General features: G+C 66.3%; 23 protein-coding genes and 1 tRNA gene. 19 read left to right on the forward strand and 5 right to left on the reverse strand.

What is annotated here, in order from left to right; genetic code table 11:
* Window positions 1-39: 39 nt before the first annotated feature.
* From B6S44_RS01850 to B6S44_RS01865, 4 genes are all read right to left on the reverse strand, one after another.
* Window positions 40-351, reverse strand: a complete 312-nt coding sequence (locus B6S44_RS01850; RefSeq protein ID WP_129155083.1) for a hypothetical protein — start codon at window positions 349-351, stop codon at window positions 40-42.
* A gap of 90 nt (window positions 352-441) precedes the next feature.
* Complete coding sequence (locus tag B6S44_RS01855) at window positions 442-1,638, reverse strand: FAD-dependent monooxygenase (RefSeq protein WP_129155084.1); 1,197 nt, start codon at window positions 1,636-1,638, stop codon at window positions 442-444.
* A gap of 145 nt (window positions 1,639-1,783) precedes the next feature.
* Entirely contained in the window at window positions 1,784-2,038 is a 255-nt protein-coding gene (locus B6S44_RS01860; protein ID WP_057191132.1) for a zinc-finger domain-containing protein, read from the reverse strand.
* A gap of 121 nt (window positions 2,039-2,159) precedes the next feature.
* Entirely contained in the window at window positions 2,160-3,122 is a 963-nt protein-coding gene (locus B6S44_RS01865) for an acetyltransferase domain-containing protein (protein WP_129155085.1), read from the reverse strand.
* A gap of 271 nt (window positions 3,123-3,393) precedes the next feature.
* On the opposite strand from B6S44_RS01865, the gene B6S44_RS01870 reads away from it, so the two are divergent.
* Together B6S44_RS01870 and cysE are read left to right on the forward strand one after the other, a co-directional pair.
* Window positions 3,394-4,161, forward strand: coding sequence for an alpha/beta fold hydrolase (locus tag B6S44_RS01870; protein WP_129155086.1), 768 nt, complete (start codon window positions 3,394-3,396; stop codon window positions 4,159-4,161).
* Between the two features lie 173 nt (window positions 4,162-4,334).
* Window positions 4,335-5,183 (forward strand): serine O-acetyltransferase, encoded by an 849-nt coding sequence (cysE, locus tag B6S44_RS01875; RefSeq protein WP_129155087.1) that lies wholly within the window; start codon window positions 4,335-4,337, stop codon window positions 5,181-5,183.
* 173 nt (window positions 5,184-5,356) lie between these two features.
* Here cysE and B6S44_RS01880 read toward each other — a convergent pair whose 3' ends face one another.
* Entirely contained in the window at window positions 5,357-5,668 is a 312-nt protein-coding gene (locus B6S44_RS01880; RefSeq protein ID WP_126110461.1) for an Rdx family protein, read from the reverse strand.
* Between the two features lie 202 nt (window positions 5,669-5,870).
* On the opposite strand from B6S44_RS01880, the gene tuf reads away from it, so the two are divergent.
* From tuf to rpoB, 17 genes are all read left to right on the forward strand, one after another.
* Complete coding sequence (gene tuf / locus B6S44_RS01885; RefSeq protein WP_129155088.1) at window positions 5,871-7,061, forward strand: elongation factor Tu; 1,191 nt, start codon at window positions 5,871-5,873, stop codon at window positions 7,059-7,061.
* 251 nt (window positions 7,062-7,312) lie between these two features.
* Window positions 7,313-8,149, forward strand: a complete 837-nt coding sequence (locus B6S44_RS01890; protein WP_129155089.1) for an isocitrate lyase/PEP mutase family protein — start codon at window positions 7,313-7,315, stop codon at window positions 8,147-8,149.
* A complete protein-coding gene (locus B6S44_RS01895; RefSeq protein WP_129155090.1) occupies window positions 8,142-8,819 on the forward strand; it encodes a GntR family transcriptional regulator in 678 nt (225 codons plus the stop codon). Before B6S44_RS01890 ends, B6S44_RS01895 begins: the two co-directional genes overlap by 8 nt.
* 114 nt (window positions 8,820-8,933) lie before the next feature.
* Window positions 8,934-10,061, forward strand: a complete 1,128-nt coding sequence (locus B6S44_RS01900) for an ABC transporter substrate-binding protein (RefSeq protein ID WP_129155091.1) — start codon at window positions 8,934-8,936, stop codon at window positions 10,059-10,061.
* Between the two features lie 224 nt (window positions 10,062-10,285).
* Window positions 10,286-10,361: transfer RNA gene (locus tag B6S44_RS01905), tRNA-Trp, on the forward strand.
* A gap of 217 nt (window positions 10,362-10,578) precedes the next feature.
* A complete protein-coding gene (locus tag B6S44_RS01910; protein WP_129155092.1) occupies window positions 10,579-11,355 on the forward strand; it encodes a molybdate ABC transporter substrate-binding protein in 777 nt (258 codons plus the stop codon).
* A 181-nt stretch (window positions 11,356-11,536) separates the two neighbouring features.
* Complete coding sequence (secE, locus tag B6S44_RS01915; protein ID WP_057189978.1) at window positions 11,537-11,731, forward strand: preprotein translocase subunit SecE; 195 nt, start codon at window positions 11,537-11,539, stop codon at window positions 11,729-11,731.
* Between the two features lie 17 nt (window positions 11,732-11,748).
* Complete coding sequence (nusG, locus tag B6S44_RS01920; protein ID WP_129155093.1) at window positions 11,749-12,282, forward strand: transcription termination/antitermination protein NusG; 534 nt, start codon at window positions 11,749-11,751, stop codon at window positions 12,280-12,282.
* Window positions 12,283-12,407: 125 nt separating this feature from the next.
* Complete coding sequence (locus tag B6S44_RS01925; protein WP_164985682.1) at window positions 12,408-14,003, forward strand: methyl-accepting chemotaxis protein; 1,596 nt, start codon at window positions 12,408-12,410, stop codon at window positions 14,001-14,003.
* Complete coding sequence (locus B6S44_RS01930; RefSeq protein ID WP_129155095.1) at window positions 14,000-14,530, forward strand: cytochrome b; 531 nt, start codon at window positions 14,000-14,002, stop codon at window positions 14,528-14,530. The genes B6S44_RS01925 and B6S44_RS01930 overlap by 4 nt, the downstream gene beginning before the upstream one ends.
* A gap of 86 nt (window positions 14,531-14,616) precedes the next feature.
* Window positions 14,617-15,219 (forward strand): DJ-1/PfpI family protein, encoded by a 603-nt coding sequence (locus tag B6S44_RS01935; protein WP_129155096.1) that lies wholly within the window; start codon window positions 14,617-14,619, stop codon window positions 15,217-15,219.
* 68 nt (window positions 15,220-15,287) lie between these two features.
* Window positions 15,288-15,704 (forward strand): ribbon-helix-helix domain-containing protein, encoded by a 417-nt coding sequence (locus B6S44_RS01940; protein ID WP_129155097.1) that lies wholly within the window; start codon window positions 15,288-15,290, stop codon window positions 15,702-15,704.
* A 155-nt stretch (window positions 15,705-15,859) separates the two neighbouring features.
* On the forward strand, window positions 15,860-16,291 hold the full coding sequence (gene rplK / locus B6S44_RS01945) for a 50S ribosomal protein L11 (protein ID WP_129155098.1): 432 nt from the start codon (window positions 15,860-15,862) through the stop codon (window positions 16,289-16,291).
* Between the two features lie 13 nt (window positions 16,292-16,304).
* Complete coding sequence (rplA, locus tag B6S44_RS01950; protein ID WP_110489242.1) at window positions 16,305-17,003, forward strand: 50S ribosomal protein L1; 699 nt, start codon at window positions 16,305-16,307, stop codon at window positions 17,001-17,003.
* Between the two features lie 618 nt (window positions 17,004-17,621).
* Window positions 17,622-18,137 carry a 50S ribosomal protein L10 gene (rplJ, locus tag B6S44_RS01955; protein WP_129155099.1) on the forward strand — a complete coding sequence of 172 codons (516 nt, stop codon included), beginning with the start codon at window positions 17,622-17,624 and terminating at the stop codon, window positions 18,135-18,137.
* Between the two features lie 51 nt (window positions 18,138-18,188).
* Window positions 18,189-18,569: a 50S ribosomal protein L7/L12 gene (gene rplL, locus B6S44_RS01960; protein ID WP_129155100.1), complete on the forward strand. Its 381-nt coding sequence runs from the start codon at window positions 18,189-18,191 to the stop codon at window positions 18,567-18,569.
* Window positions 18,570-18,816: 247 nt separating this feature from the next.
* A complete protein-coding gene (gene rpoB / locus B6S44_RS01965; protein WP_129155101.1) occupies window positions 18,817-22,965 on the forward strand; it encodes a DNA-directed RNA polymerase subunit beta in 4,149 nt (1,382 codons plus the stop codon).
* The last annotated feature ends 89 nt before the right edge of the window (window positions 22,966-23,054 follow it).

The raw sequence follows: 23,054 nt of genomic DNA on the forward strand, positions 1-23,054 counted from the left end.
CTTGTCCGGAATGACGGAAAGGGTGGAGAGCGCCAGTACTTAACGCTTTTCGCTGGGCTCGATCACCCTGTATTCGGCGTCGACGATCTCACCGCGGGCGGCCTCGGGCTGCCTGCGCTCGAACGGGTTCTGCGGGTCGATGCCGGCGGCGCGCATGCGGCGGCGCAGCTGCCAGGTGGCGAAGGCGGCGCCGGCGATCACCAGCGGCACGAGGATCAGTGCCAGGCTCGCCGCGACCAGGAAAATCAGCACCCCGACGACGAAGGCACCGGCCATGACCAGCCAGCTCGCCCAGCGGGGCAAGCGGCCCAGACGGGCACTGGCGGCATTGTTGAGGTCGATGCGGATCATGGCTCGTTTCGTTTCGTGTCACCCGCGGACAATCTAGGAAGCGAATGCGGCGTTGACGAGATCAGCCGAAGCGAGGCGATGACGATTTCGTCAGGACGGCGCGCGCCAGTCATAGATCCAGGCATGGCGTTGGCGCATGCCGGCGGGGCCCATGCGGCGCATGGCGAAGTCGCGGGCATAGCTCCACGGCCGGCCGAGATGATAGGCCTCGCCGTTCTTGCGGCTGGCCTGCTGGACGCGGGCGGCACGTTCGGTACGCGCCTTGGCATAGGCTGCCAGCGCCGCCGGCACGGACGCCGTCCCTTCGCTCGTCAGCCGCGTGGCGAGTTCATGCGCCAACACGGCGGCGTCCTCGATCGCGAGTGCCGCGCCCTGGGCCAGGAAGGGCAGGATCGGGTGGGCGGCGTCGCCAAGCAGGGCGATGCGGCCTTTCGCCATCCTGGCAGGGGCGCGGTCGTAGAGCGACCAAATCCGCCAGTTCGGCGCACGCTCGATCAGTTCGCGCAGGCCAGGGCCGGCGTTGCCGGCGATCTCCGTCAACTGCGAGGCCTCGCCCTCGCGCGACCAGCCGGGCCTCGCCTCGCGCGCGGCGCGGATCAGGACGAGGTTGATCTCCTTGCCGCCTGAGACGGGGTAATGCACTGCATGTCGGGCGCGGCCGAGATGCAGCGCCACGGCCGGGCGGCGCAGCGCCTCCGGCAATCCTTCCGCCGGAATCAGCGAGCGCCAGGCTTCCCAGCCGGTGAAGCCGGGCTCGCCCGCATCGCCGACGAGGGCGCGGGCGCGCGACCAGAGGCCGTCGGCGCCGATCAGAGCCATGGCCTCGACCGTCTCGATTCCGCCGCTCTCGCTGCCGAGCGTGACGGTGACGCCGGTTTCGGTCTCATGCGCATCGACCAGGCCGCGACCGATGATCCAGCGGATGTTCGGCAAGGTCCGGGCCGAATCGAGCAGGAGCTGATGCAGGTCGGCGCGCTTCAGCGAGCGCGACGGCGTCGCGCCCTCGACCGGCGGGGCGAAGGGCATGGCGAGCAAGGGCTTGCCGCCGCCCCAATGGCCGATCGCCAGTGCTTCGGGGCGAATCGCGGCGCGGCGCAGAGCGAGGCCGAGATCGAGCGATTCGAGCACGCGCCCGGCATTGGGCGAGACCTGGATACCGGCACCGGCTTCGTCGAAGCGCGTGCGCTTCTCGGCGATGGCGACGGGAACGCCGCGGCGGGCAAGCGCGATCGCGGCTGTCAAGCCGCCGATTCCAGCGCCCGCGATGAGGATCGGGAGATTGGCCATCTGGTTATTCCCGCCGCGCCCCGCGCGCATTCCGTTCAGCCGATGTCGGCTGAACGAAAGAATTCGCGCAGAATCAATAGGTTGAGCATGTTCTCATCGCAAAAGTGGTTTCCACTTTTGCGGAACATGCTCAGCGGGATGCCTCTCACGCCGCTTTGGCGGCGGTGTCGTGGTACTCGCACTCGGCCGGCTTGCAATGGCCATGGCCGACCGACGGCTCGTATTTGAACAGCGTCGAGCAATAGGGGCAGACGATCTCGTCGTCCGAGCCCATGTCGAGGAAGACATGCGGATGGTCGAAGGGCGGCTTGGCGCCGATGCACATGAACTCGCGCGCGCCGACATGGATCACGGCGACGCCGGGATCGTTGTGGAAATGCGGGGTGCCGTGATCGGCCATAGCTCTCGTCCTTGCGATTTGGGTGGCACCATAATCGTTCGCCGCAGCTCGCGCCAGCGCGCGCAAAGCAGACCGATGCTGCTGCTGCCGTGTCCTGTCGCCGCTGCGCGCGGCGAAGCGATCAGGGCTGGCGGGCGCAGCTCTGGCCGATCTCGCGAGCCCGCTCGATTTCGGCCGGGCTCAGTGCGTCAGCCGTCGCCTTGACCCAGAGGTTGGCCTGTTTCAGCCCGTCCATCGAGCAGCCGCAGACGCGCTCGCAGATCTCCTTAGGCGTGCCCGTTCCGGTGCAGGAGCGCTGGCAGGAGGTCAGGAACGGAGCCGCCTCCGCGTCGGGCAGCTTCGGGCCGGTGACCTGCATGAACAGGAACAGCGCGCCGATGAAGAGCGGTTGGTGGACGAGATAGACAAAGAGGCTATTGCGGCCGCCAAGGACGATGACCTTGGCCGGTGCGGAGGTCGCCCGCCAGCGCCCCCAGCCGCTTTCCTGTGCTTTCGGGAGAGCGATCCGCGCCAGCACCATGCCGGCGAGCACGCAGCCGAACCAGGGGAAGATCGGCACGAAATCGGCGGTGAGCGGCCAGGGGCCGAAGCCGAGAAAGGAGAGCCAGTCCTGCGTGAAGAGATCGTGCCCCAGGATGAAGGGCAGGGCGAAGACGACGGCCGCCGCGAGCGCGATCACCAGTGTCGGCAGGAACAGGAAGGGCAGGGCCAGCAGGCTCGCCAGTGCGATATGGTGCAGGATGCCGAAGAAGATGAAGATCTGCGGCAGGGCGAACCAGGTGGCGGAGGTGACCAGGATCGCGGCGCAGGCGACCAAAGCGAGGCGGCGCAGATAATTGCCGCGGTCGAAGCCGTTGCGCGTCGCCAGCACGAGGCTGAAGCCGACGATCGCCAGGAAGGAGCCGGCGATCAGCCGGGCGAAGACGCGCCAGCCGGGATCGCTGACGACGTCGACGCCGATCAGCCGGAAATAGGAGAGGTCGTAGGCGAAGTGGTAGACGAACATCGCCAGGAGAGCGATGCCGCGGGCCAGATCGACCAGTTCGATACGGCCGCCGGCCGAAGGTTGCGCTTGCTCGCTCATGGCTTCGTCATAAGCGGGGCGCGGCGTCTGGAAAAGGGGTGGTGGGCCTCTCTTCAGCCCTCATCCTGAGGGGCGGACCATAGGTCCGCGTCTCGAAGGATGCTCCAGTTGGTTCCCGAGCTTCCTGAAGCATCCTTCGAGACGCCACTACGTGGCTCCTCAGGATGAGGGCTCGATAAATTCAAGCCATGTCTCTGCGCCGGCTGCGCTACCCAAAGCCGAGCGGGCATGGCAGACCAGCCCTCAGATCAAGCAGCTCGCGGCAGGGCCGATGCAGACATTCGATTCCGACGGCGTGACCATCGCCTATCTCGACCTCGCCCCGACCGGCGAGGGCAGCGGCGATCCGATCGTGCTGATCCACGGCTTTGGCTCGAGCCATGCGGTGAACTGGGTCAACACGCAGTGGACCAAGACGCTGACCCATGCCGGCCGGCGCGTCGTGCTCTACGACAATCGCGGCCATGGCCGCAGCCAGAAGCTCTACGACCCCGAAGCCTATCACTCCAACATCATGGCCGAGGATGCGCGCAGGCTGATGGACCATCTGTCGATCGAGCGCGCCGACATCATGGGCTATTCGATGGGCGCCCGTATCTCGTCGCATCTGACGCTCGCCCATCCTGAGCGCGTGCGCTCGCTGCTGCTGGGCGGGCTCGGCATCCACCTGGTGGAGGGCGTCGGCCTGCCGCTCGGCATCGCCGATGCGATGGAGGCGCCTTCGCTCGCCGACCTGACCGATCCGATGCAGCGCATGTTCCGCGCCTTCGCCGAGAACACCGGCAGCGACCTACGGGCCCTCGCGGCGTGCATTCGCGGTACGCGCCAGACGCTGAGCAAGGCGGAGGTCGGCCGCATCGCCGTGCCGACCCTGGTCAGTGTCGGCACCAAGGATGATGTCTCCGGCTCCGGCCCGGAGCTGGCGGCCCTGATCCCGAGCGCGCAAAGCTTCGCCATCGAAGGCCGCGATCACAATCTCGCGGTCGGCGATCGCACGCACAAGCAGGCAGTCGTCGAGTTCCTGGCGCGCCGCCCGTAGAATAAAATTCTCCTCAGGTAGAATATTATTCTACGACAATCACTTGTGACTATTGCCTCGCAAATCGATTCTTGTTCTTCGCCGCTTGATTCAGCTAGAAGGCGGAGCCATGTGCTCTGGCGCGACCTTCTCGTGCTAGTTTCAACTACGAGCGAACCGCAGCGGAGAACGCCATGCCATCCGGGCGCCCGAACATCGATATCCGCGATCCCGCGACCGGTCTCGACCGCGTAGACCCGGTTTGGTCGCGGCTGCGCAACGAGGCGGAGCTGGCGATCGCGAGCGAGCCGGCGATGGCGAGTTTCATCCTGGCGACGATCGCGAACCAGCCGAGCTTCGAGGCGGCGGTGGGCCATCGCATCGCCGCGCGCCTCGGCCATGGTGCCGTACCGGCCGAGCTGATCGCCCAGGCTTTCGACGAGGCGATCGAGGCCGACCCCGAGATCGGGCAGGGCATCCGCGCCGATGTCGCCGCCGTGCTCGACCGCGATCCCGCCTGCTACCGTCTGATCGAGCCGGTGCTCTATTTCAAGGGCTTCCACGCGCTGCAGACGCACCGCCTGGCCAATTGGCTGTGGCGGCAGGACCGGCGCGACTTCGCGCTCTATCTGCAGAGCCGCTCGTCGGAGGTGTTCCAGACCGACATCAATCCGGCCGCCAAGATCGGCAAGGGCATCTTCCTCGACCACGCTACCGGTCTCGTTGTCGGCGAGACCACGGTGATCGAGGATAATGTCTCGATGCTGCAGGACGTGACCTTGGGCGGCACCGGCAAGCAGGGCGGCGACCGCCATCCCAAGATCCGCAAGGGCGTGCTGATCGGCGCCGGCGCCAAGATTCTGGGGAACATCGAAGTCGGGCAATGCGCCCGCGTCGCGGCCGGCTCGGTCGTGCTCGCGGCGGTGCCGCGCAACACCACGGTCGCCGGCGTGCCGGCCAAGGTGGTCGGCGAGGCCGGCTGCGCCGAGCCGTCGCGCTCGATGGACCAGATCCTCGCCGGCGATTGCGGCGGCGGCATCTGAGGCCGTCTCGAAACTCTACTCCAACGGCCGTCTGACGGCGTTTTCTGCGTTTCCGGTGCTCACGGACAAATGTCCGCTGCGCTCCGGTTCTCGAAAACACCGCCAGCCGACTCGCTGGAGCGACTTTCGAGACGGCCTCCGGATCGTCTCCGGGGTGACAGGTGCAGGGCCGGTCAGCCCTGCACGAGCTTCTTCTTGTGGTCGTCGAGATGGCCGAGATCGCGCTCGGGATCGAGCCGGTCGCGCACGCGCTGCTTGAGCTGCTTCACGTCCGGGAAGCCGCCGTCGACGGTGCGATCCCAGATCAGATCGCCGTCATAGTGGATCTGGAAGATGCCGCCGGTGCGCGGGATCAGCACGACCTCGCCGAGATCCTGGCCGAAGGTCTGCAGCAGCTCCTGCGCCATCCAGGCGGAGCGGAGCAGCCAGTTGCACATGCTGCAATAGGTGATGGCGATGCGCGGGCCGGGCTTGGGTTCGGTCATGGTCGTGCTCCGGAAATGGTGCCAGCCGACGGCTGGCGGATTCGAAAACGCTTCTGCCGTCATGGCGTTGCGACGGCAAGCGGCCTGCGCGCAGCGTGCTCTGGCACGAAACTTTGTCCTCGGCTTGCGCTTCGCTCCAAAACCCCCTAATGCGACCGCGTTTTTCCGGCCCTGCGCGGGCGTCGTCAGGAACTAAGGTGTCATGGCCAAAGAGAAGTTTGCTCGGACGAAGCCGCACTGCAACATTGGCACGATTGGTCACGTCGACCATGGCAAGACGTCGTTGACGGCTGCGATCACGAAGGTTCTGGCGGAGTCGGGTGGCGCGTCGTTCACGGCGTATGACCAGATCGACAAGGCGCCCGAGGAGAAGGCGCGCGGCATCACGATCTCGACGGCTCACGTCGAGTACGAGACCTCGGCCCGCCACTATGCGCACGTCGACTGCCCCGGGCACGCCGACTATGTGAAGAACATGATCACCGGCGCCGCGCAGATGGACGGCGCGATCCTGGTGGTGTCGGCCGCCGACGGCCCGATGCCGCAGACCCGCGAGCACATCCTGCTGGCACGCCAGGTCGGCGTTCCCGCGCTGGTGGTGTTCATGAACAAGGTCGATCTCGTCGACGACGCCGAGTTGCTCGAGCTCGTCGAGATGGAGATCCGCGAGCTTCTGTCGAAGTACGACTTCCCGGGCGACGACATCCCGATCACCAAGGGCTCGGCCAAGGCTGCGCTCGACGGCGTGACGCCGGCGATCGGCCATGACGCGGTGCTCGAGCTGATGAAGACGGTCGACGCCTACATCCCGCAGCCCGAGCGCCCGATCGACCAGCCCTTCCTGATGCCGGTCGAGGACGTGTTCTCGATCTCGGGTCGTGGCACGGTGGTGACCGGCCGCGTCGAGCGCGGCATCGTCAAGGTCGGCGAGGAAATCGAGATCGTCGGCCTGAAGGACACGGTGAAGACGACGGTGACCGGCGTCGAGATGTTCCGCAAGCTGCTCGACCAGGGCCAGGCGGGCGACAACATCGGCGCGCTGCTGCGCGGCACCAAGCGCGAGGACGTCGAGCGCGGCCAGGTGCTGTGCAAGCCGGGTTCGGTCAAGCCGCACACCAAGTTCAAGGCCGAGGCCTACATCCTGACCAAGGAGGAGGGCGGCCGCCACACCCCGTTCTTCACCAACTACCGCCCGCAGTTCTACTTCCGCACGACGGACGTGACCGGCGTGGTGCACCTGCCCGAGGGCACCGAGATGGTGATGCCTGGCGACAACATCGCCATGGAAGTGCACCTGATCGTGCCGATCGCGATGGAAGAGAAGCTGCGCTTCGCCATCCGCGAGGGCGGCCGCACCGTCGGTGCCGGCGTCGTCGCAACGATCATCGCCTGATCGACGCACATAGCGATCTGGGAAAGGGCGGCGGTAACGCCGCCCTTTTTCGTTTTCCGGACTACAGGGCCGTCATTCCGGACAAGCCGCGATAGCGGCGCAGCTCCGGAATCCATCGTAGAGCGCCGGAGTCCTACGATGGATTCCGGCGCTCCGCTTCGCTGCGGCCGGAATGACGATGGAACAGGCACTGGCGTCTCCCGATCCGGCATGCAAGGCTCTTGTATCTTGCATACGGACTGGAGATCGCGATGAGTCCCCGCCATTCGCTCGCCGACAGGCTGCGCCAGCCCGATCTCGTGGTCGCGCCCGGCTGCCATGACGCCATCGGTGCGCGGGCGCTCGAGCAGGCGGGGTTCGAGGCGGTCTACATGACCGGCAACGGTCTTTCCGCCAGCCTGATCGGCGCGCCCGATATCGGCCTCCTGACCATGACCGAGATGGTGGCGCGTGGCCGGGCGCTGGCCGCCGCGATCAAGGTGCCGCTGATCGCCGATGCCGATACCGGCTATGGCAATCTCAACAACGTCGCCCGCACCGTCGCCGAATATGAGGCGGCCGGCGTCGCCGCGATCCATCTCGAGGACCAGGTCACGCCCAAGCGCTGCGGCGCCATGGCGGGGCTCGCTTTGGTGACGCGCGAGGAGCAGGCCGAGAAGATCCGCATCGCCGTGGCGACGCGGCGCGATCCCGATTTTCTGATCATCGGCCGCTCGGATGCGCGGCTGCCGCTCGGCCTCGACGAGGCGATCGCGCGCGGCAAGGCTTATGCGCAGGCCGGCGCCGATCTCGTGCTGCTCGAGATGCTGCAATCCGAGGAGGAGATGAAGCGGGCGCTGCGCGAGATCGAGGCGCCGCTGATGTTCAACTATGTCGAGGGCAGGGTGCCCTCGCTGACGGCCGAGGATTTCGGGCGCCTCGGCTTCAAGGTGCTGAGCTATCCGGTGTCGTCGACCCTGGCCTACGCCCATATGATGGCGGCCTTCGCGCGTGAGCTGAAGCGCTCCGGCACGACGCGGGCGCTGGAGCCTGCAATGCTCGATCTGCGGAGCTACGAGGCCTTCCTGGGGCGCGAGCACTATGCCTGATCTCAGGGTGGAGCAGCCGAAATCGCTGGTCGCGATCGTCGAGGAGCGGCTGCGTAACGCGATCGTCAACGCCGAGATGCGCCTCGGCGAGACACTGTCCGAGGAAGCGCTGAGCGAGGCGCTGGGCGTTAGCCGCACGCCGGTGCGCGAGGCGCTGGCGCGATTGCAGCTGCAGGGGCTGGTGACGATCGTGCCGAAGAAGGGCACCTTCGTCTTCGCGCCGACCGAGGAGGACGTCGCCGAGCTCTGCGTCTTCCGCTTCATGCTGGAGACGCAGGCCCTGCGCGAATGCATGGCCAAGGCGCGCGCGGCCGCGCTCGCCGCGATGAACGAGGCGCTCACCGCGATGGAGGCGACGCAGGCGGGCGGCACGCGCCACGACTATGCCCGGGCCGATACCGTGTTCCACGAGGTCTTCTTCCAGCATTGCGGCAACCGCTATCTCGGCAACGCCTATCGCGGCGTCTCCGGCCGGGTCGCGGCGCTGCGCACGCATCTCTCGGTGCCGCTGGAGGGCGAGCAGGAGCGCTCCATGGCCGAGCATCGCCTGATGGTCGAAACCTTCGCTGCCGGCCGCCTGGCCGATCTCGATACCGTCCTGCATCGACACATCATGCGGGCGTGGGACGCCTATGCCGACGTGCTACGCCGTGGCGGCGTTCCGGCCTGACGGGACGCTGCGACGGAGCGCTTCCAGCGCCAAATGATCTTGCATACAGTGTCCTAGAGACTATGCTCCGGACGAGAGCCGCAAACGGCCCATCGAACCTCGGGAGGAGGCGTCATGAATAATGCTCTTAAAGCTGTGGCCCTGGCGCTCGCGCTGGCTGCGACGCCGGTGGCGGCACAGGACAAGGTGAAGCTCGTCACCATCGCCGAGCTTTCCGGGCCGGGAGCGACCGCCGGCACCAACTGGAAGAGCGGCATCGAGCTCGCGATCGAGGAGCTCAACGCCAAGGGCGGCATTCTCGGCCGCAAGATCGATCTCGTCGCCTATGACACGCAGACCAACCCGGCCAATGCCCGCGCCGCCGTGCAGCGCGCGATCGACGAGGGCACTCATGCCGTGCTGGGCCCGGTCTATACCGGGTCGATCATGGCCTCGATGCAGATCGCGCAACGGGCCGAGATCGCCCAGCTCGCGGCCGGCGACGGCACGTCCTACACTGCCCAGGGCAACCCCTTCATCTTCCGGACCTCGCTCAGCCAGTCGGCCGCGATGCCGAAGATCGCCGCCTATCTCAAGGACGAGGTCAAGGCGAAGTCGGTCGCGGTCGTCTGGGTCAACAACGACTTCGGCAAGGGCGGGCACGAAGCCATCCTCAAGGAGCTGAAGAGCCGCGGCATCGCAGTCTCGGTCGATCTTTCGACCGAGCAGGGCCAGGCCGACTTCGCCGCCGACGCGATCAAGATCAAGAACGCCAATGCCGATGCCGTCTTCGTCTATCTGAACGAGGAGGAGAGCGCCCGGCTGCTGGTGGCGATGCGCGACCAGAACGTCGGCAAGCCGGTGATCGGCGAGACCACGATCCTGAGCCAGAAGGTGATCGAGCTCGCCGGCAAGGCCGCCGACGGCGTGCGCGGACATGTCGGCCAGACCGTCGATGCGCCGATTCCCGCTCTGCAGGAGTTCGGCAAGCGCTTCGAGGCCCGCTTCAAATTCGTGCCCGACCATAACGGCATCAAGGGCTACATGGCCGTCCATGCCGTGAAATGGGCGACGGAAAAGCTCGGCAAGTTCGAACCGACCAGGATCGCGGCGACGCTGCACGGTGCCACGATCAAGCCGGAGGAGGAGCCGGGCATCCTGATGGAGACCACCTTCGACGCGAAGGGCGATGTCCAGCGCGAGAGCTTCCTCGCCGAGGTCGTCGACGGCCGGCAGAAGATCATTGCGCGCCTGCCGAAATAAGCGATCGGCCCGGGGCGTGGTTCGGGAGGGCGGCGTTAGCGCCGCCCTTTATCGTTGAGTGGCCGCTTCCAGAGCCAACTTGTTCGCGAGCTGCCTTCGGTGAATTATGCTGAATCTGCACGGCCTTGCCGTGTACGGCTGAGGATATGAGTCAACTTCGCGCGGGGCGCTCGCGATTTCGACTTGAAAAGCCCGCGGAGTTCGGGCTAAGCAACCGACGCTACAGGGGTGTAGCTCAGTTGGTAGAGTACCGGTCTCCAAAACCGGGTGTCGTAGGTTCGAGCCCTACCGCCCCTGCCAGCCGCGCGATCGCGCGGCGATGCCGTCCGCAGCGCGGCGATCAGTCAGTTCCATCGGCGACGTCGTTCACCATCGCCTTGCGACCGGCCGGCGCGGCATGGCCCTGTCTCGCAGAAACGTGATTCCCGCCGCGCCGATGCCGGCTTTGCCTGTGAGCCGCAGGCTTTAGGCTTTCACGCAGCGTTCGCGCTGGTGCGGATGCCGCCGGAGATCATCGATGAAGCTGTTTTCAAGACGCGCCTGCGTCGCGACGCTCGCTCTTGCCGGCCTCGTCGCCGGCGGGTTCGCGGAGGCCGCCGAGATCAGGGTGTTGACCGCTGGCGCCTTCAAGCCGATCGTGTCGGCCGTCACCGCCGATTTCGAGAAGCTGAGCGGCCACAAGCTCACCATCGACAACGACACGGCGGGTGCCTTGCAGCGCCGGATCGCGGCGGGCGAGGCCTTCGATGTCGCCATCGTGACGCCGGCGGTAGTCAAGGATCTGATCGACAAAGGAAAAATCGCGGCGGACAACGTCTCCAACCTGGCGCGCACCTCCATCGGCGTCGCGGTCAAGGACGGCGCGCCCCGTCCCGGCATCGCAAGCGTGGCGGCCTTCAAGGCGGCGCTGCTCGCCGCGCGCAAAGTCGCCTATATCGACCCGGCGGCGGGTGGCTCCAGCGGCATCTACTTTGCGAAACTGCTCGAGACGATGGGCATCGCGGACGAGGTCAAGGCCAAGGCCGTGCTGGTGCCGGGCGGTCTGGTGGCCCAGCGGCTCGTCACCGGCGAAGCCGATCTCGCCATCCACCAGATCAGCGAGATACTCGCCGTCTCCGGCGCGACCTTGGTCGGGCCGCTGCCGGCCGAGATCCAGAGCTACACGACCTATGCCGGCGGCGTCGGGACCGCGAGCCTGCAGCCTGACGGCGCCAAGGCCCTGCTGGCCTTCCTGCGCGGCGAAATAGCCAGGCGCGTCCTGGCGGAGAAGGGCATGGAGCCGGCGACCAACTGAGGGCCGGCGCCCGCCCGGGGGTGGCCGCGGCGCGCAACAAGGCGCTTGGCGAGCGCGCGATAGCGTTGTAAGAAGCCCCTTAACGACGGCGCGCGGCTCCCTGAGCCCCGCGCCGCGAATCTTTCAGGACCGCCGAATCGCCGCTCCGACGCGATGATCCGGAACCGAGGTGACGAGCCCGATGGCGAAGACGAATCCCTTCCAGTTCCTGCAGGAGGTGCGCAGCGAAGCCGCCAAGGTGACCTGGCCCTCGCGCCGCGAGACCCTGATCACCACCGGCCTCGTGCTGCTGATGGTGCTGATGTCCAGCCTGTTCTTCCTCTTCACCGACACGGTGATCCGCTGGGGTCTCGGCCTCATCCTCGGCGCACGCTGAACGAAGGCAATAAGAACGTGAGCACCCGCTGGTACATCGTCCACGCCTATTCCAACTTCGAGAACAAGGTCGCGCAGTCGATCAAGGATCAGGCGGCACAGCGTAATCTCGCCGACAAGTTCGAGGAAGTGCTGGTTCCGACCGAGAAGGTCGTCGAGGTCCGCCGTGGCCGCAAGGTCGACACCGAGCGCAAGTTCTTCCCCGGCTATGTCCTGGTGAAGTGCGAGATGACCGACGAGGTCTACCACCTCATCAAGAACACGCCCAAGGTCACCGGCTTCCTCGGCGCCGACAAGGCCAAGCCGATGCCGATTCCCGAGAACGAGGCGCTGCGGATCAAGGGCCAGGTCGCCGAGGGCATCGAGCGGCCGAAGCCGACGATCGTGTTCGAGGTCGGCGAGCAGGTGAAGGTCGCCGACGGCCCGTTCGCCTCGTTCAACGGCGTCGTCGAGGATGTCGATCACGCCCGCGCCCGCCTCAAGGTCGCGGTCTCGATCTTCGGCCGCGCCACGCCGGTCGAGCTCGAATACAGCCAGGTCGAGAAGCTCTGACGCCTCGACGCCTCGGTCTTTTGCAGAAGGGTGCCGGAGACGGCACCCTTTTTGCGCTATTTCGTAGTTAACGCCTCCTTCAGGCGTGTGTGACAATGTCCCGCCGGCTTTTGGTGCAGGCGGGCATGTTTCCCAGGACATTCAAGGCGACGGTCGGGCAGCGCCTGGCGCTGTGGGGCGTGCTCCTCGGCGCGCTGTCATGCCTTTATGTCGCGACCGAGCTGGTCGGCTCGCGCAAGCTCCACGGCTTTACGCAGGCCCTGGAGGCGCAGAGCGATCTCGCCCGACGCCTCGAAGCGACGACCATGCTTTTCGAGCGCATCAGCATCGCGATCTTCTCGGGCAACCGGGCGGAACCGTCCGATCTCGAGGTGCTCGCGATCGCAGCCGAGGACATCGCCACCCGGCTCGAGGGCAGGCTGGAGGTCGATGCGCTGACGATTGCGGGGCGTGCCCTCGCGATGCGCGGAGCCGCCGACACGGCTACGGCCCGGGCCGAGCTCAGGGTGATCGCTGACAAGCGCTCGGCTCTGCGACGCACACTCGGCGAGGAGATCGGCCGGCTGAGCGCGAGCCTGTCGCGGCATGTCGAGAGCGCCCATCAGAACAAGGTCCTGCTCTCGCTGCTCGGCCTATTCAGCCTCGTCTTCATCGTGGTGCTCGAGCATCGCTGGCTGGTCCGCCCAATCTCCGGCATGGCGCGAGCCCTGGCCGAGAATCGGCAAGAGGGGCAGGGGCTCGACAAGCTCGCCATGCGGCGCGACGAGATCGGCATGCTCGGCCGCGCCCTGCTGGCGCATCGGCGCGGGCTGCAGGCCGAGCAGGACGCCGCCCAGACGCGACTGGACGCGCTTTCGGGCGAAGTCGCGCGCCAGGAAGCCGCTCAGGCCCGCAATGCAGTCTTCCAGGAACGGATCGCCGCGATCGCGCAGGCGCTCGAGCAGCATGCAGCCCGGCTGTCGCAGGCAGCCGGAGAATTCGCACAGCTTTCGGGTGTCGTCGACGAGCGGGCCGGCGCGGCCACGCAGTCGACGCAGCGTGTCTCCGAGCATGTCGATCATGTTGCCGGCGCGATTGCGGAAGTGTCCACGCTGCTGGCCACGGCGGCAGGCGAGGCCTGGCGAACCTCCGAGGTCGCCGATGCCGCAAAGGCGCTGGTCGATCAGGCGACCGCCGATACGGTCGAGCTGAGCGATGCGGTCGGCAAGATCGTGCAGGTCATCGACATCATCGGAACCGTCGCCAGCCAGACCAATCTGCTCGCGCTCAATGCGACCATCGAGGCGGCGCGAGCCGGCGAGGCGGGCAGGGGCTTCGCTGTGGTCGCCGGCGAGGTCAAGCAGCTCGCACACCGCACCGCCGAGGCGACCGACGATGTCCGCACAGGGCTGAACCAGATCACCGTCGCGGCGCAGCGCATCACCTTGCGCATCGGCGCCCTGGTGACCTCGGTCGAAAAAGTCGACAAGGCAGCGCTCTCGATCGCCGAAGTGACCGCTCGCCAGGATGTAGGCTCGCGCTCGATCAGCGAGACGACGTCGCGAACTGCCGGCGATGTCAGGCTCGTGGCCGAGCAGGTCGAGCAACTCGCCGGTACGCTGGCGAGTTGGCGTCAGACCGCCGGCTCGGTCACGGCGGCCTCGGCCGATCTCGACCGGCAGGCGGCGGAGCTGCGGCAGGCTGTCGAGGGCTTCATCACGCGCAAGGACCTGGCCGCATGAGCATGGCGATCTCCGAGGCGGAAGCGGGCGCAGCGGCGCGGCCACCACTGCCGGCCATCGCGCAGATCTTGCACTGGTTGACTGCGGCACTGGTGCTTGCGCTGTTCGCAAGCGGCGTGATGATGAAACAGATCGGCGAGGGGCCGGCTGCCGACATGCTCTATCTCTGCCACAAGACCACGGGCGCCTTGCTGCTCGGCCTCGTGCTGATCCGCATCGCCTATCGCCTGTTCGCGCAGCTCACGGCGCGCTGGCACAAGGGAGTGGCGAGCCGGCCGGTGCATGCGCTGCTGTATCTTGCGCTGCTGGTGGTGCCGCTTCTGGGCTGGGCTGGCGTTTCAGCCTTCGGCGCACGGCAGCTGCTGTTCGGCCTCTCGCTCCCGGCGATATGGCCGGAGGAGACGGGCCATGCCGACCTCTTGCTGACGAGCCATGCCTGGCTCGCCTTCGGGCTGATCGCGCTCGTCGTCATCCATATCGGGGTGGCGCTCGGCGATTACCTGACGCGCGACGCCAAGGCCGGCTGAGCCTGCGTTAACCGGTTAACACCCGCGCCACTCCGGCGGCGCCTATGCTTCCTGGCCATCCGAAATAGGATGCCAGGGAGGACAAGATGACCGGCAAGCGCATTTTGATGATCGTCGGCGATTTCGGCGAGGACTACGAGATCATGGTGCCGTTCCAGGCCCTGCTCGCAGTCGGCCACAAGGTCGATGCCGTCTGCCCCGACAAGAAGGAGGGCGACAGTGTTGCGACCTCGATCCATGATTTCGAGGGCCAGCAGACCTATTCGGAAAAGCGCGGCCATAACTTCGCGCTCAACGCCAGCTTCGCCGATGTCGACGCCGCGGCCTATGACGCGCTGGTGCTGCCGGGCGGCCGCGCGCCGGAATATCTGCGCCTGAACAAGCAGGTAATCGCGATCGTCAGGCACTTCTTCGAGGCCAACAAACCGGTCGCCGCGATCTGCCATGGCGCGCAGATCCTCGCCGCTGCCGATGTTCTAAAGGGGCGCAGCTGCTCGGCCTATCCGGCCTGCAGCCCCGAGGTGGAACTCGCCGGTGGGCGCTATGCCGACATCGCCATCGACGCGGCGACGACCGACGGCAATCTGGTGACTGCGCCCGCCTGGCCGGCGCATCCGGCCTGGATCTCCCAGTTCCTGGCGGTGCTCGGAACGCAGATCAGTCATGGCGCGCTGCGGCAGGCCGCCTGAACCGGGTCGGGCCTCGCTTCACTCGGCCGTCGCTGTATGATGCGTGGCAATCGCGCGGGGAGGGCGCCATGTGCAAGCTCTTCATCAATGCCGATGCCGATCTCTGGCGGACACGCCTGAAATCGGTACGGCTCAATGGCTTCTCGACCAGCGTCAGGCTCGAGAACCTGTACTGGCGCGTGCTCGAGGAAATCGCGGCGCGCGACGGGATGAGCCTCGGTCAGCTCCTGGCCAAGCTCCATGGCGAGCTGATCGAGACGCATGGCGACGGCGAGAACTTCGCCTCCTTCCTGCGCGTCTGCTGCGGCCGCTACCTGATGCTGCAGCTCGCGGGCGAGGTGCCGCGCGAGCTCGACCGGCCGATCCGCGAACTCGACGCCGACAGCATCCTGGCGCGCGAGGCGCAGCGGCTTTCGCCTGCGACACGCCGTCCGCAGCGCCCAGACCCTCCCGGGGCTTCCCTTTCGATGCGCCCTGTGCCATAGGGCGGCCCTCACATGCGTGGGAGGCGTGCCGGTCAGCCAACCGGAGGTTCACGCCGCACCACGCCCTGCAACACCCCGATCCGGAGCGATAGCAGCTCACGGGCGGGGCGTCGTCGTTCCGGTCGGCACCGGGGCGAGCGACAGGAGCAGCCATCATGGCTAAGAAGATCACGGGTTACGTGAAGCTTCAGGTTCCGGCGGGCGCGGCCAATCCGTCGCCGCCGATCGGTCCGGCGCTGGGTCAGCGCGGCCTCAACATCATGGAATTCTGCAAGGCCTTCAATGCGAAGACCGCGCAGATGGAAAAGGGCATGCCGATCCCGGTGATCATCACCGCGTATCAGGATCGCTCCTTCACTTTCGAGATGAAGCAGCCGCCGGTCTCGTACTGGCTGAAGAAGGCTGCTGGTCTGACCTCGGGTTCGAAGACCCCGGGCAAGGGCGGCAACGTCGGCAAGGTCACGTCGGCTCAGCTCATAGAGATCGCCGAGAAGAAGATGGCCGATCTCAACTGCGACAGCGTCGATTCGGCGGTGGCGATGATCCGTGGCTCGGCCCGTTCCATGGGCCTGGAAGTCGTGGGCTGAGGGGGAACTGACAATGGCACATGTCGGAAAGCGCGTCGTCAAAGGCCGTGAAGGCGTTGACCGCATCAAGCTCTACCCGCTCGCCGAGGCCGTCGCGATGGTCAAGGCCCGCGCGAACGCCAAGTTCGACGAGACCGTCGAGATCGCGATGAATCTCGGCGTCGATCCGCGTCACGCCGACCAGATGGTCCGCGGCGTCTGCAACCTGCCGAACGGCTCGGGCCGCACGCTGCGTGTTGCCGTCTTCGCCCGCGGCGCCAAGGCCGAGGAGGCCAAGAAGGCCGGAGCCGACATCGTCGGCGCCGAGGATCTGGTCGAGACCGTGCAGAAGGGCGAGATCAACTTCGACCGCTGCATCGCGACGCCGGACATGATGGGCCTGGTCGGCCGCCTCGGTAAGGTGCTGGGCCCGCGCGGCCTGATGCCGAACCCGCGCGTCGGCACGGTCACCATGGACCTGACCGCCGCCGTCGCCGCCTCGAAGGGCGGCTCGGTCGAGTTCCGCGTCGAGAAGGCTGGCATCGTCCACGCCGCCGTCGGCAAGGCCTCGTTCGATGCCGCCAAGCTCGGCGAGAACATCAAGGCGTTCGTCGATTCGGTCTCGAAGGCGAAGCCGGCCGGCGCCAAGGGCACCTATATCCAGCGCGTCGCGATCTCCTCGACCATGGGTCCGGGCGTCAAGATCGAGCCGAACACCGTTCTCGGCGGCTGATCGCGCTTTGCGACCGCCGCCTCGGCGGTCGCAGCCCCGCCTTGCGCTTCAGCGCAAGGATTACCACTTGGCAGAAGTCGGGGGAGGGTCTATAGCCTCCTCCGTGTTTCCATAAGTGACGGGGCTTCCGCGTGCTTGGCACGAGGAGGTCCATTTCGCGTTTTTTGGCGGCTGGAGCCCGTTCTGATGAGCTTGCATCGCAAGCTCATCAGTAAAAGCGGTCTCCAACTTAACGTGAGAGACGGATTCACCGACCAGGTTTTCAACCTGATCGGATCCGTTTTTGGCCGCCGAAAAAGGGTGTTTGGTCGAAGGGGAGTGATCTCCGAAGACCGGGCATCCGAGTCCTGTCTGAGACTGCAGGTGCGCCTTTGGCTCCGGCCGGAGGGCATAATTTCGCCAAGAGGCCTGCATAGACGGTGCAAGAACTCTTCCGGTGCCGAACGGCGCCGATGAGAGGTTCGAACCATCTCGCCCGATCACGGCTTCTAGCCATGGCAGGGGACAGGGCACTGAGCGTCGCTCCGGCGAGGGGTCGGTGTCAACCGGTCACTTCCGAGAGCGGCACGTGCAACTGGCGGCGGGCCTTAAAACCTGTCGCCTACCGGAGAGAGCCCAGTGGATAGAACGGCAAAATCTGATGCCGTCGCGACACTGAACGATGTCTTCTCGAAGACGTCGGTCGTTGTCGTGGCCCACTATGCGGGTTTGACGGTGGCCCAGTTCCAGAAGCTTCGTCGCGAGATGAAGGCCAATGGCGCCACCGTGAAGGTCGCAAAGAACCGGCTGGCCAAGATCGCTCTTGAAGGCACCGACGTCGCGTCCATCAGCAACCTGCTGACGGGTCCCACCCTGATCGCCTATTCCAGCGATCCGGTCGCGGCGCCGAAGGTCGCCACCGCCTTCGCCAAGGAGAACGACAAGCTCGTCATCCTCGGCGGCGCGATGGGCACGACCGCCCTGAACCCCGACGGCGTCAAGGCTTTGGCCACGATGCCCTCGCTCGACGAACTGCGCGCCAAGTTGCTCGGCCTCCTGCAGGCCCCTGCGACCAAGATCGCCCAGCTCTCGACCGCGCCTGCCGCAAAGCTCGCGCGCGTGTTCCAGGCATATGCCGACAAGGACGCTGCCTGAGCAGCCGACAACCCTTAATCGTTCGAACCTCTTACATCAGGAACTTAAACCATGGCCGATCTCGCCAAGCTCGTCGACGAACTCTCGTCGCTCACCGTTCTCGAGGCTGCTGACCTCGCCAAGTTGCTCGAAGAGAAGTGGGGCGTCTCGGCTGCCGCCGCCGTCGCCGTCTCCGCCGGCCCGGCTGCTGGTGGCGCTGCCGCTGCCGCTGTCGAAGAGCAGACCGAGTTCACCGTCGTTCTTGCCGCCGTCGGCGACAAGAAGATCGAGGTGATCAAGGAAGTCCGCGCCATCACCGGCCTCGGCCTCAAGGAAGCCAAGGATCTGGTCGAGGCCGCTCCGAAGCCGGTCAAGGAAGCCGTTGGCAAGGACGAGGCCGAGAAGCTCAAGAAGCAGCTCGAGGCCGTCGGCGCCAAGGTCGAGCTCAAGTGAGCCCGGGCCGGCTGATGCCGGTCCGTCTGTAGTCGACAAGCACAGTCCCGGGGCGGCTCGCCGCCTCCGGGGCTGTTGCGTCGTTTCCGGAAGGGACGGCGCGTACACAAAGACCGCCCGCGCATGCGGTGCAGGTCGATCCAGTTTGAATGTCGGCGCGACATGATGCGCCGAGCGGCTCACCCGGCGGCCCGACCGCCTATACCCCGGACCACCGGGTGAGCCGTCCGAGATTGCGAGGAACATGATGGTAACTTCCCTCCAGGGCCGCAGGCGCGTCCGCAAGTTCTTCGGCAAGCTCAAGGAAGTGGCGGAGATGCCGAACCTCATCGAGGTTCAGAAGGCGTCCTACGACCAGTTCCTGATGGTCGAGGAACCCAAGGGCGGCCGCGGCGATGAAGGCCTGCAGTCCGTCTTCAAGTCGGTGTTCCCGATCGGCGACTTCTCGGGCGCGTCGCTGCTGGAGTTCGTCAAGTACACCTTCGAGCCGCCGAAATACGATGTCGACGAGTGCCGCCAGCGCGGCATGACCTTCTCGGCGCCGCTCAAGGTGACGCTGCGCCTGATCGTGTTCGATATCGATCCCGACACCCAGGCCAAGTCGGTCAAGGACATCAAGGAGCAGGACGTCTACATGGGCGAGATGCCGCTCATGACGGACAACGGCACCTTCATCGTCAACGGCACCGAGCGCGTCATCGTCTCGCAGATGCACCGCTCGCCGGGCGTGTTCTTCGACCACGACAAGGGCAAGACCCATTCCTCGGGCAAGCTGCTCTTCGCTGCCCGCATCATCCCCTATCGCGGCTCCTGGCTCGACATCGAGTTCGACGCCAAGGACATCGTCTACGCCCGTATCGACCGCAAGCGTAAGATCCCGGTCACCTCGCTGCTGTTCGCCCTCGGCATGGACGGCGAGGAGATTCTCAAGCGCTTCTACAACCGCGTCGACTATGTCCGCGACGACAAGGGCTGGCGCGTCCCGTACGACGCCGAGCGCATGAAGGGCTTCAAGGCGACCGTCGACATGATCGACGCCGACACCGGCGAAGTCGTGATCGAGGCCGGCAAGAAGCTGGTCGCGCGCACCGCCCGCCAACTCGCCGACAAGGGCCTGAAGTTCCTGCGCGCCACGGACGAGGATCTCGTCGGCCAGTACGTTGCCGAGGATCTCGTCGACCCCAGCACCGGCGAAGTTCATGCCGAGGCCGGCGAAGAACTGCATATGGCGGCGGACCCGAAGACCGGCGAGATCAAGGGCAACCTGATCGACCTGATCAACAAGGGCTACACCGAGATTCCGGTGCTGGACATCGACCACATCACCGTCGGTCCCTATATCCGCAACACGCTCGGCGTCGACAAGAACTCGCGTCGCGAAGAGGCGCTGTTCGACATCTACCGCGTGATGCGCCCGGGCGAGCCGCCGACGCTCGAGACCGCCGAGAACATGTTCCAGTCGCTGTTCTTCGACTCGGAGCGCTACGACCTCTCGGCCGTCGGCCGCGTCAAGATGAACATGCGTCTCGACCTCGACGCCGAGGACACCGTGCGCATCCTGCGCAAGGAGGACATCTTTGCGGTCGTCAAGGCGCTGGTCGACCTGCGCGACGGCAAGGGCGAGATCGACGACATCGACCATCTCGGCAACCGGCGCGTGCGCTCGGTCGGCGAACTGATGGAGAACCAGTATCGCCTGGGCCTCCTGCGCATGGAGCGCGCCATCAAGGAGCGCATGTCCTCGGTCGATATCGACACGGTGATGCCGCAGGACCTGATCAACGCGAAGCCGGCGGCTGCCGCGGTGCGCGAGTTCTTCGGCTCGTCGCAGCTCTCGCAGTTCATGGACCAGACCAACCCGCTCTCGGAGGTCACCCACAAGCGCCGTCTTTCGGCGCTTGGCCCGGGCGGCCTGACCCGCGAGCGCGCCGGCTTCGAGGTGCGCGACGTCCACACCACGCATTACGGCCGCATCTGCCCGATCGAGACGCCGGAAGGCCCGAATATCGGCCTGATCAACTCGCTCGCCACCTTCGCGCGCGTCAACAAGTACGGCTTCATCGAGAGCCCGTACCGGCGCATCCGCGACGGCAAGCAGACCGACGAGATCATCTATCTCTCGGCGATGGAGGAGGCGAAGTACAACGTCGCCCAGGCCAACGCCGTCGTCGACAAGGAAGGCCGTCTGACCGACGACCTGATCGTCTGCCGCCGCGCCGGCGAGGTCATCGTCGTGCCGGTCGACAAGGTCGACTTCATGGACGTCTCGCCCAAGCAGGTCGTCTCGGTCGCCGCGGCGCTGATCCCGTTCCTCGAGAACGACGACGCCAACCGCGCGCTGATGGGCTCGAACATGCAGCGCCAGGCGGTGCCGCTGGTTCGCGCCGACGCGCCGTTCGTCGGTACCGGCATGGAGGCTGCGGTCGCCCGTGACTCCGGCGCTGCCATCGCGGCCCGCCGCGCCGGCATCGTCGACCAGGTCGACGCGACCCGTATCGTCATCCGCGCTTCCGACGAGATGGACCCGACCAAGCCGGGCGTCGACATCTACCGTCTGCAGAAGTTCCAGCGCTCGAACCAGTCGACCTGCATCACGCAGCGTCCGCTGGTACGTGTCGGCGACGTCATCAAGAAGGGTGACATCGTCGCCGACGGCCCGTCGACCGAGTTCGGCGAGCTCGCGCTCGGCCGCAACGTGCTGGTCGCGTTCATGCCGTGGAACGGCTACAACTTCGAGGACTCGATCCTGCTCTCGGAGAAGATCGTCTCGGACGACATCTTCACCTCGATCCATATCGAGGAATTCGAGGTCATGGCCCGCGACACCAAGCTGGGTCCTGAGGAAATCACGCGCGACATTCCGAACGTCTCGGAAGAGGCGCTGAAGAACCTCGACGAAGCCGGCATCGTCTATATCGGCGCGGAAGTGGCGGCGGGCGACATCCTCGTCGGCAAGATCACGCCGAAGGGCGAGAGCCCGATGACGCCGGAAGAGAAGCTGCTGCGCGCCATCTTCGGCGAGAAGGCTTCGGACGTTCGCGACACCTCGCTGCGCGTGCCCCCGGGCGTCCAGGGCACGATCGTCGAGGTCCGGGTGTTCAACCGCCACGGCGTCGACAAGGACGAGCGCGCCCAGGCGATCGAGCGCGAGGAAATCGAGCGTCTCGCCAAGGACCGCGACGACGAGCAGGCGATCCTCGACCGCAACACCTTCGCGCGTCTGGCCGAGATCCTGACCGGCAAGACCGGCCTTGCCGGTCCGAAGGGCTTCAAGAAGGACACGGTCATCACCCGCGAGGTGATGAGCGAGTTCCCGCGCTCGCAGTGGTGGCTGTTCGCCACGGCGGACGACGCCCTGATGACCGAAATCGAGGCGATGCGGAAGCAGTACGACGAGTCGAAGAAGCGCCTCGAGCAGCGCTTCCTCGACAAGGTCGAGAAGCTGCAGCGCGGCGACGAGCTGCCGCCCGGCGTGATGAAGATGGTCAAGGTCTTCGTCGCGGTGAAGCGCAAGATCCAGCCCGGCGACAAGATGGCCGGCCGCCACGGCAACAAGGGCGTGGTCTCGCGCATCGTGCCGGCGGAGGACATGCCGTTCCTCGAGGACGGCACCCATGCCGACATCGTGCTGAACCCGCTGGGCGTGCCCTCGCGCATGAACGTCGGGCAGATCCTGGAGACCCATCTGGGCTGGGCTGCCGCCGGCCTCGGCAAGCAGATCGGCAAGGCTCTCGACGCCTATCGCAAGGCGCATGATTCCAAGGCGCTGCGGGCCTCCTTCGACGCCGTCTACGAGGACAACGAGATCATCGCCTCGATGGACGACGCCGAACTGGTCGAGATGGGCCAGAATCTGCGCCGCGGCGTGCCGATCGCGACCCCGGTCTTCAACGGCGCCAAGGAGTCGGACATCGAGCGGCTCCTGGAGCAGGCCGGGCTGCACTCGTCGGGTCAGTCCACCCTCTATGACGGCCGCACCGGCGAGCCCTTCGACCGCAAGGTGACGATGGGCTACATCTACATGCTGAAGCTGCACCACCTCGTGGACGACAAGATCCACGCCCGCTCGATCGGCCCCTACTCGCTGGTCACCCAGCAGCCGCTCGGCGGCAAGGCGCAATTCGGCGGCCAGCGCTTCGGCGAGATGGAGGTCTGGGCGCTCGAAGCGTACGGCGCCGCCTACACGCTGCAGGAGATGCTGACGGTGAAGTCGGACGACGTCGCGGGCCGCACCAAGGTCTACGAGTCGATCGTGCGCGGCGAGGACAACTTCGAAGCGGGCATCCCGGAGAGCTTCAACGTGCTCGTCAAGGAAATGCGCTCGCTCGGTCTCAACGTCGAGCTCATCAACAACAAGCCGAAGCCGGGCGACGTGCCGGCCGAGGCAGCCGAGTAAGGCGCGACGCCCGCAGGGGCGGAACGTCGTTCGTTACTCATGCCGGCGGCACTTTCGCCGCCGGCCGATGGATCAAGGGCCGGGCAGGG

Origin of the sequence: Allobosea sp. Tri-44, from assembly GCF_004123845.1 — a bacterium.
Lineage (GTDB): Bacteria > Pseudomonadota > Alphaproteobacteria > Rhizobiales > Beijerinckiaceae > Allobosea.

Coding starts and splice junctions, on each gene's coding strand:
- B6S44_RS01850 (WP_129155083.1), bottom strand. CDS start 351: ATGATCCGCATCGACCTCAACAATGCCGCCAGTGCCCGTCTGGGCCGC.
- B6S44_RS01855 (WP_129155084.1), bottom strand. CDS start 1,638: ATGGCCAATCTCCCGATCCTCATCGCGGGCGCTGGAATCGGCGGCTTG.
- B6S44_RS01860 (WP_057191132.1), bottom strand. CDS start 2,038: ATGGCCGATCACGGCACCCCGCATTTCCACAACGATCCCGGCGTCGCC.
- B6S44_RS01865 (WP_129155085.1), bottom strand. CDS start 3,122: ATGAGCGAGCAAGCGCAACCTTCGGCCGGCGGCCGTATCGAACTGGTC.
- B6S44_RS01870 (WP_129155086.1), top strand. CDS start 3,394: ATGCAGACATTCGATTCCGACGGCGTGACCATCGCCTATCTCGACCTC.
- cysE (WP_129155087.1), top strand. CDS start 4,335: ATGCCATCCGGGCGCCCGAACATCGATATCCGCGATCCCGCGACCGGT.
- B6S44_RS01880 (WP_126110461.1), bottom strand. CDS start 5,668: ATGACCGAACCCAAGCCCGGCCCGCGCATCGCCATCACCTATTGCAGC.
- tuf (WP_129155088.1), top strand. CDS start 5,871: ATGGCCAAAGAGAAGTTTGCTCGGACGAAGCCGCACTGCAACATTGGC.
- B6S44_RS01890 (WP_129155089.1), top strand. CDS start 7,313: ATGAGTCCCCGCCATTCGCTCGCCGACAGGCTGCGCCAGCCCGATCTC.
- B6S44_RS01895 (WP_129155090.1), top strand. CDS start 8,142: ATGCCTGATCTCAGGGTGGAGCAGCCGAAATCGCTGGTCGCGATCGTC.
- B6S44_RS01900 (WP_129155091.1), top strand. CDS start 8,934: ATGAATAATGCTCTTAAAGCTGTGGCCCTGGCGCTCGCGCTGGCTGCG.
- B6S44_RS01910 (WP_129155092.1), top strand. CDS start 10,579: ATGAAGCTGTTTTCAAGACGCGCCTGCGTCGCGACGCTCGCTCTTGCC.
- secE (WP_057189978.1), top strand. CDS start 11,537: ATGGCGAAGACGAATCCCTTCCAGTTCCTGCAGGAGGTGCGCAGCGAA.
- B6S44_RS01925 (WP_164985682.1), top strand. CDS start 12,408: ATGTTTCCCAGGACATTCAAGGCGACGGTCGGGCAGCGCCTGGCGCTG.
- B6S44_RS01930 (WP_129155095.1), top strand. CDS start 14,000: ATGAGCATGGCGATCTCCGAGGCGGAAGCGGGCGCAGCGGCGCGGCCA.
- B6S44_RS01935 (WP_129155096.1), top strand. CDS start 14,617: ATGACCGGCAAGCGCATTTTGATGATCGTCGGCGATTTCGGCGAGGAC.
- B6S44_RS01940 (WP_129155097.1), top strand. CDS start 15,288: ATGTGCAAGCTCTTCATCAATGCCGATGCCGATCTCTGGCGGACACGC.
- rplK (WP_129155098.1), top strand. CDS start 15,860: ATGGCTAAGAAGATCACGGGTTACGTGAAGCTTCAGGTTCCGGCGGGC.
- rplA (WP_110489242.1), top strand. CDS start 16,305: ATGGCACATGTCGGAAAGCGCGTCGTCAAAGGCCGTGAAGGCGTTGAC.
- rplL (WP_129155100.1), top strand. CDS start 18,189: ATGGCCGATCTCGCCAAGCTCGTCGACGAACTCTCGTCGCTCACCGTT.
- rpoB (WP_129155101.1), top strand. CDS start 18,817: ATGGTAACTTCCCTCCAGGGCCGCAGGCGCGTCCGCAAGTTCTTCGGC.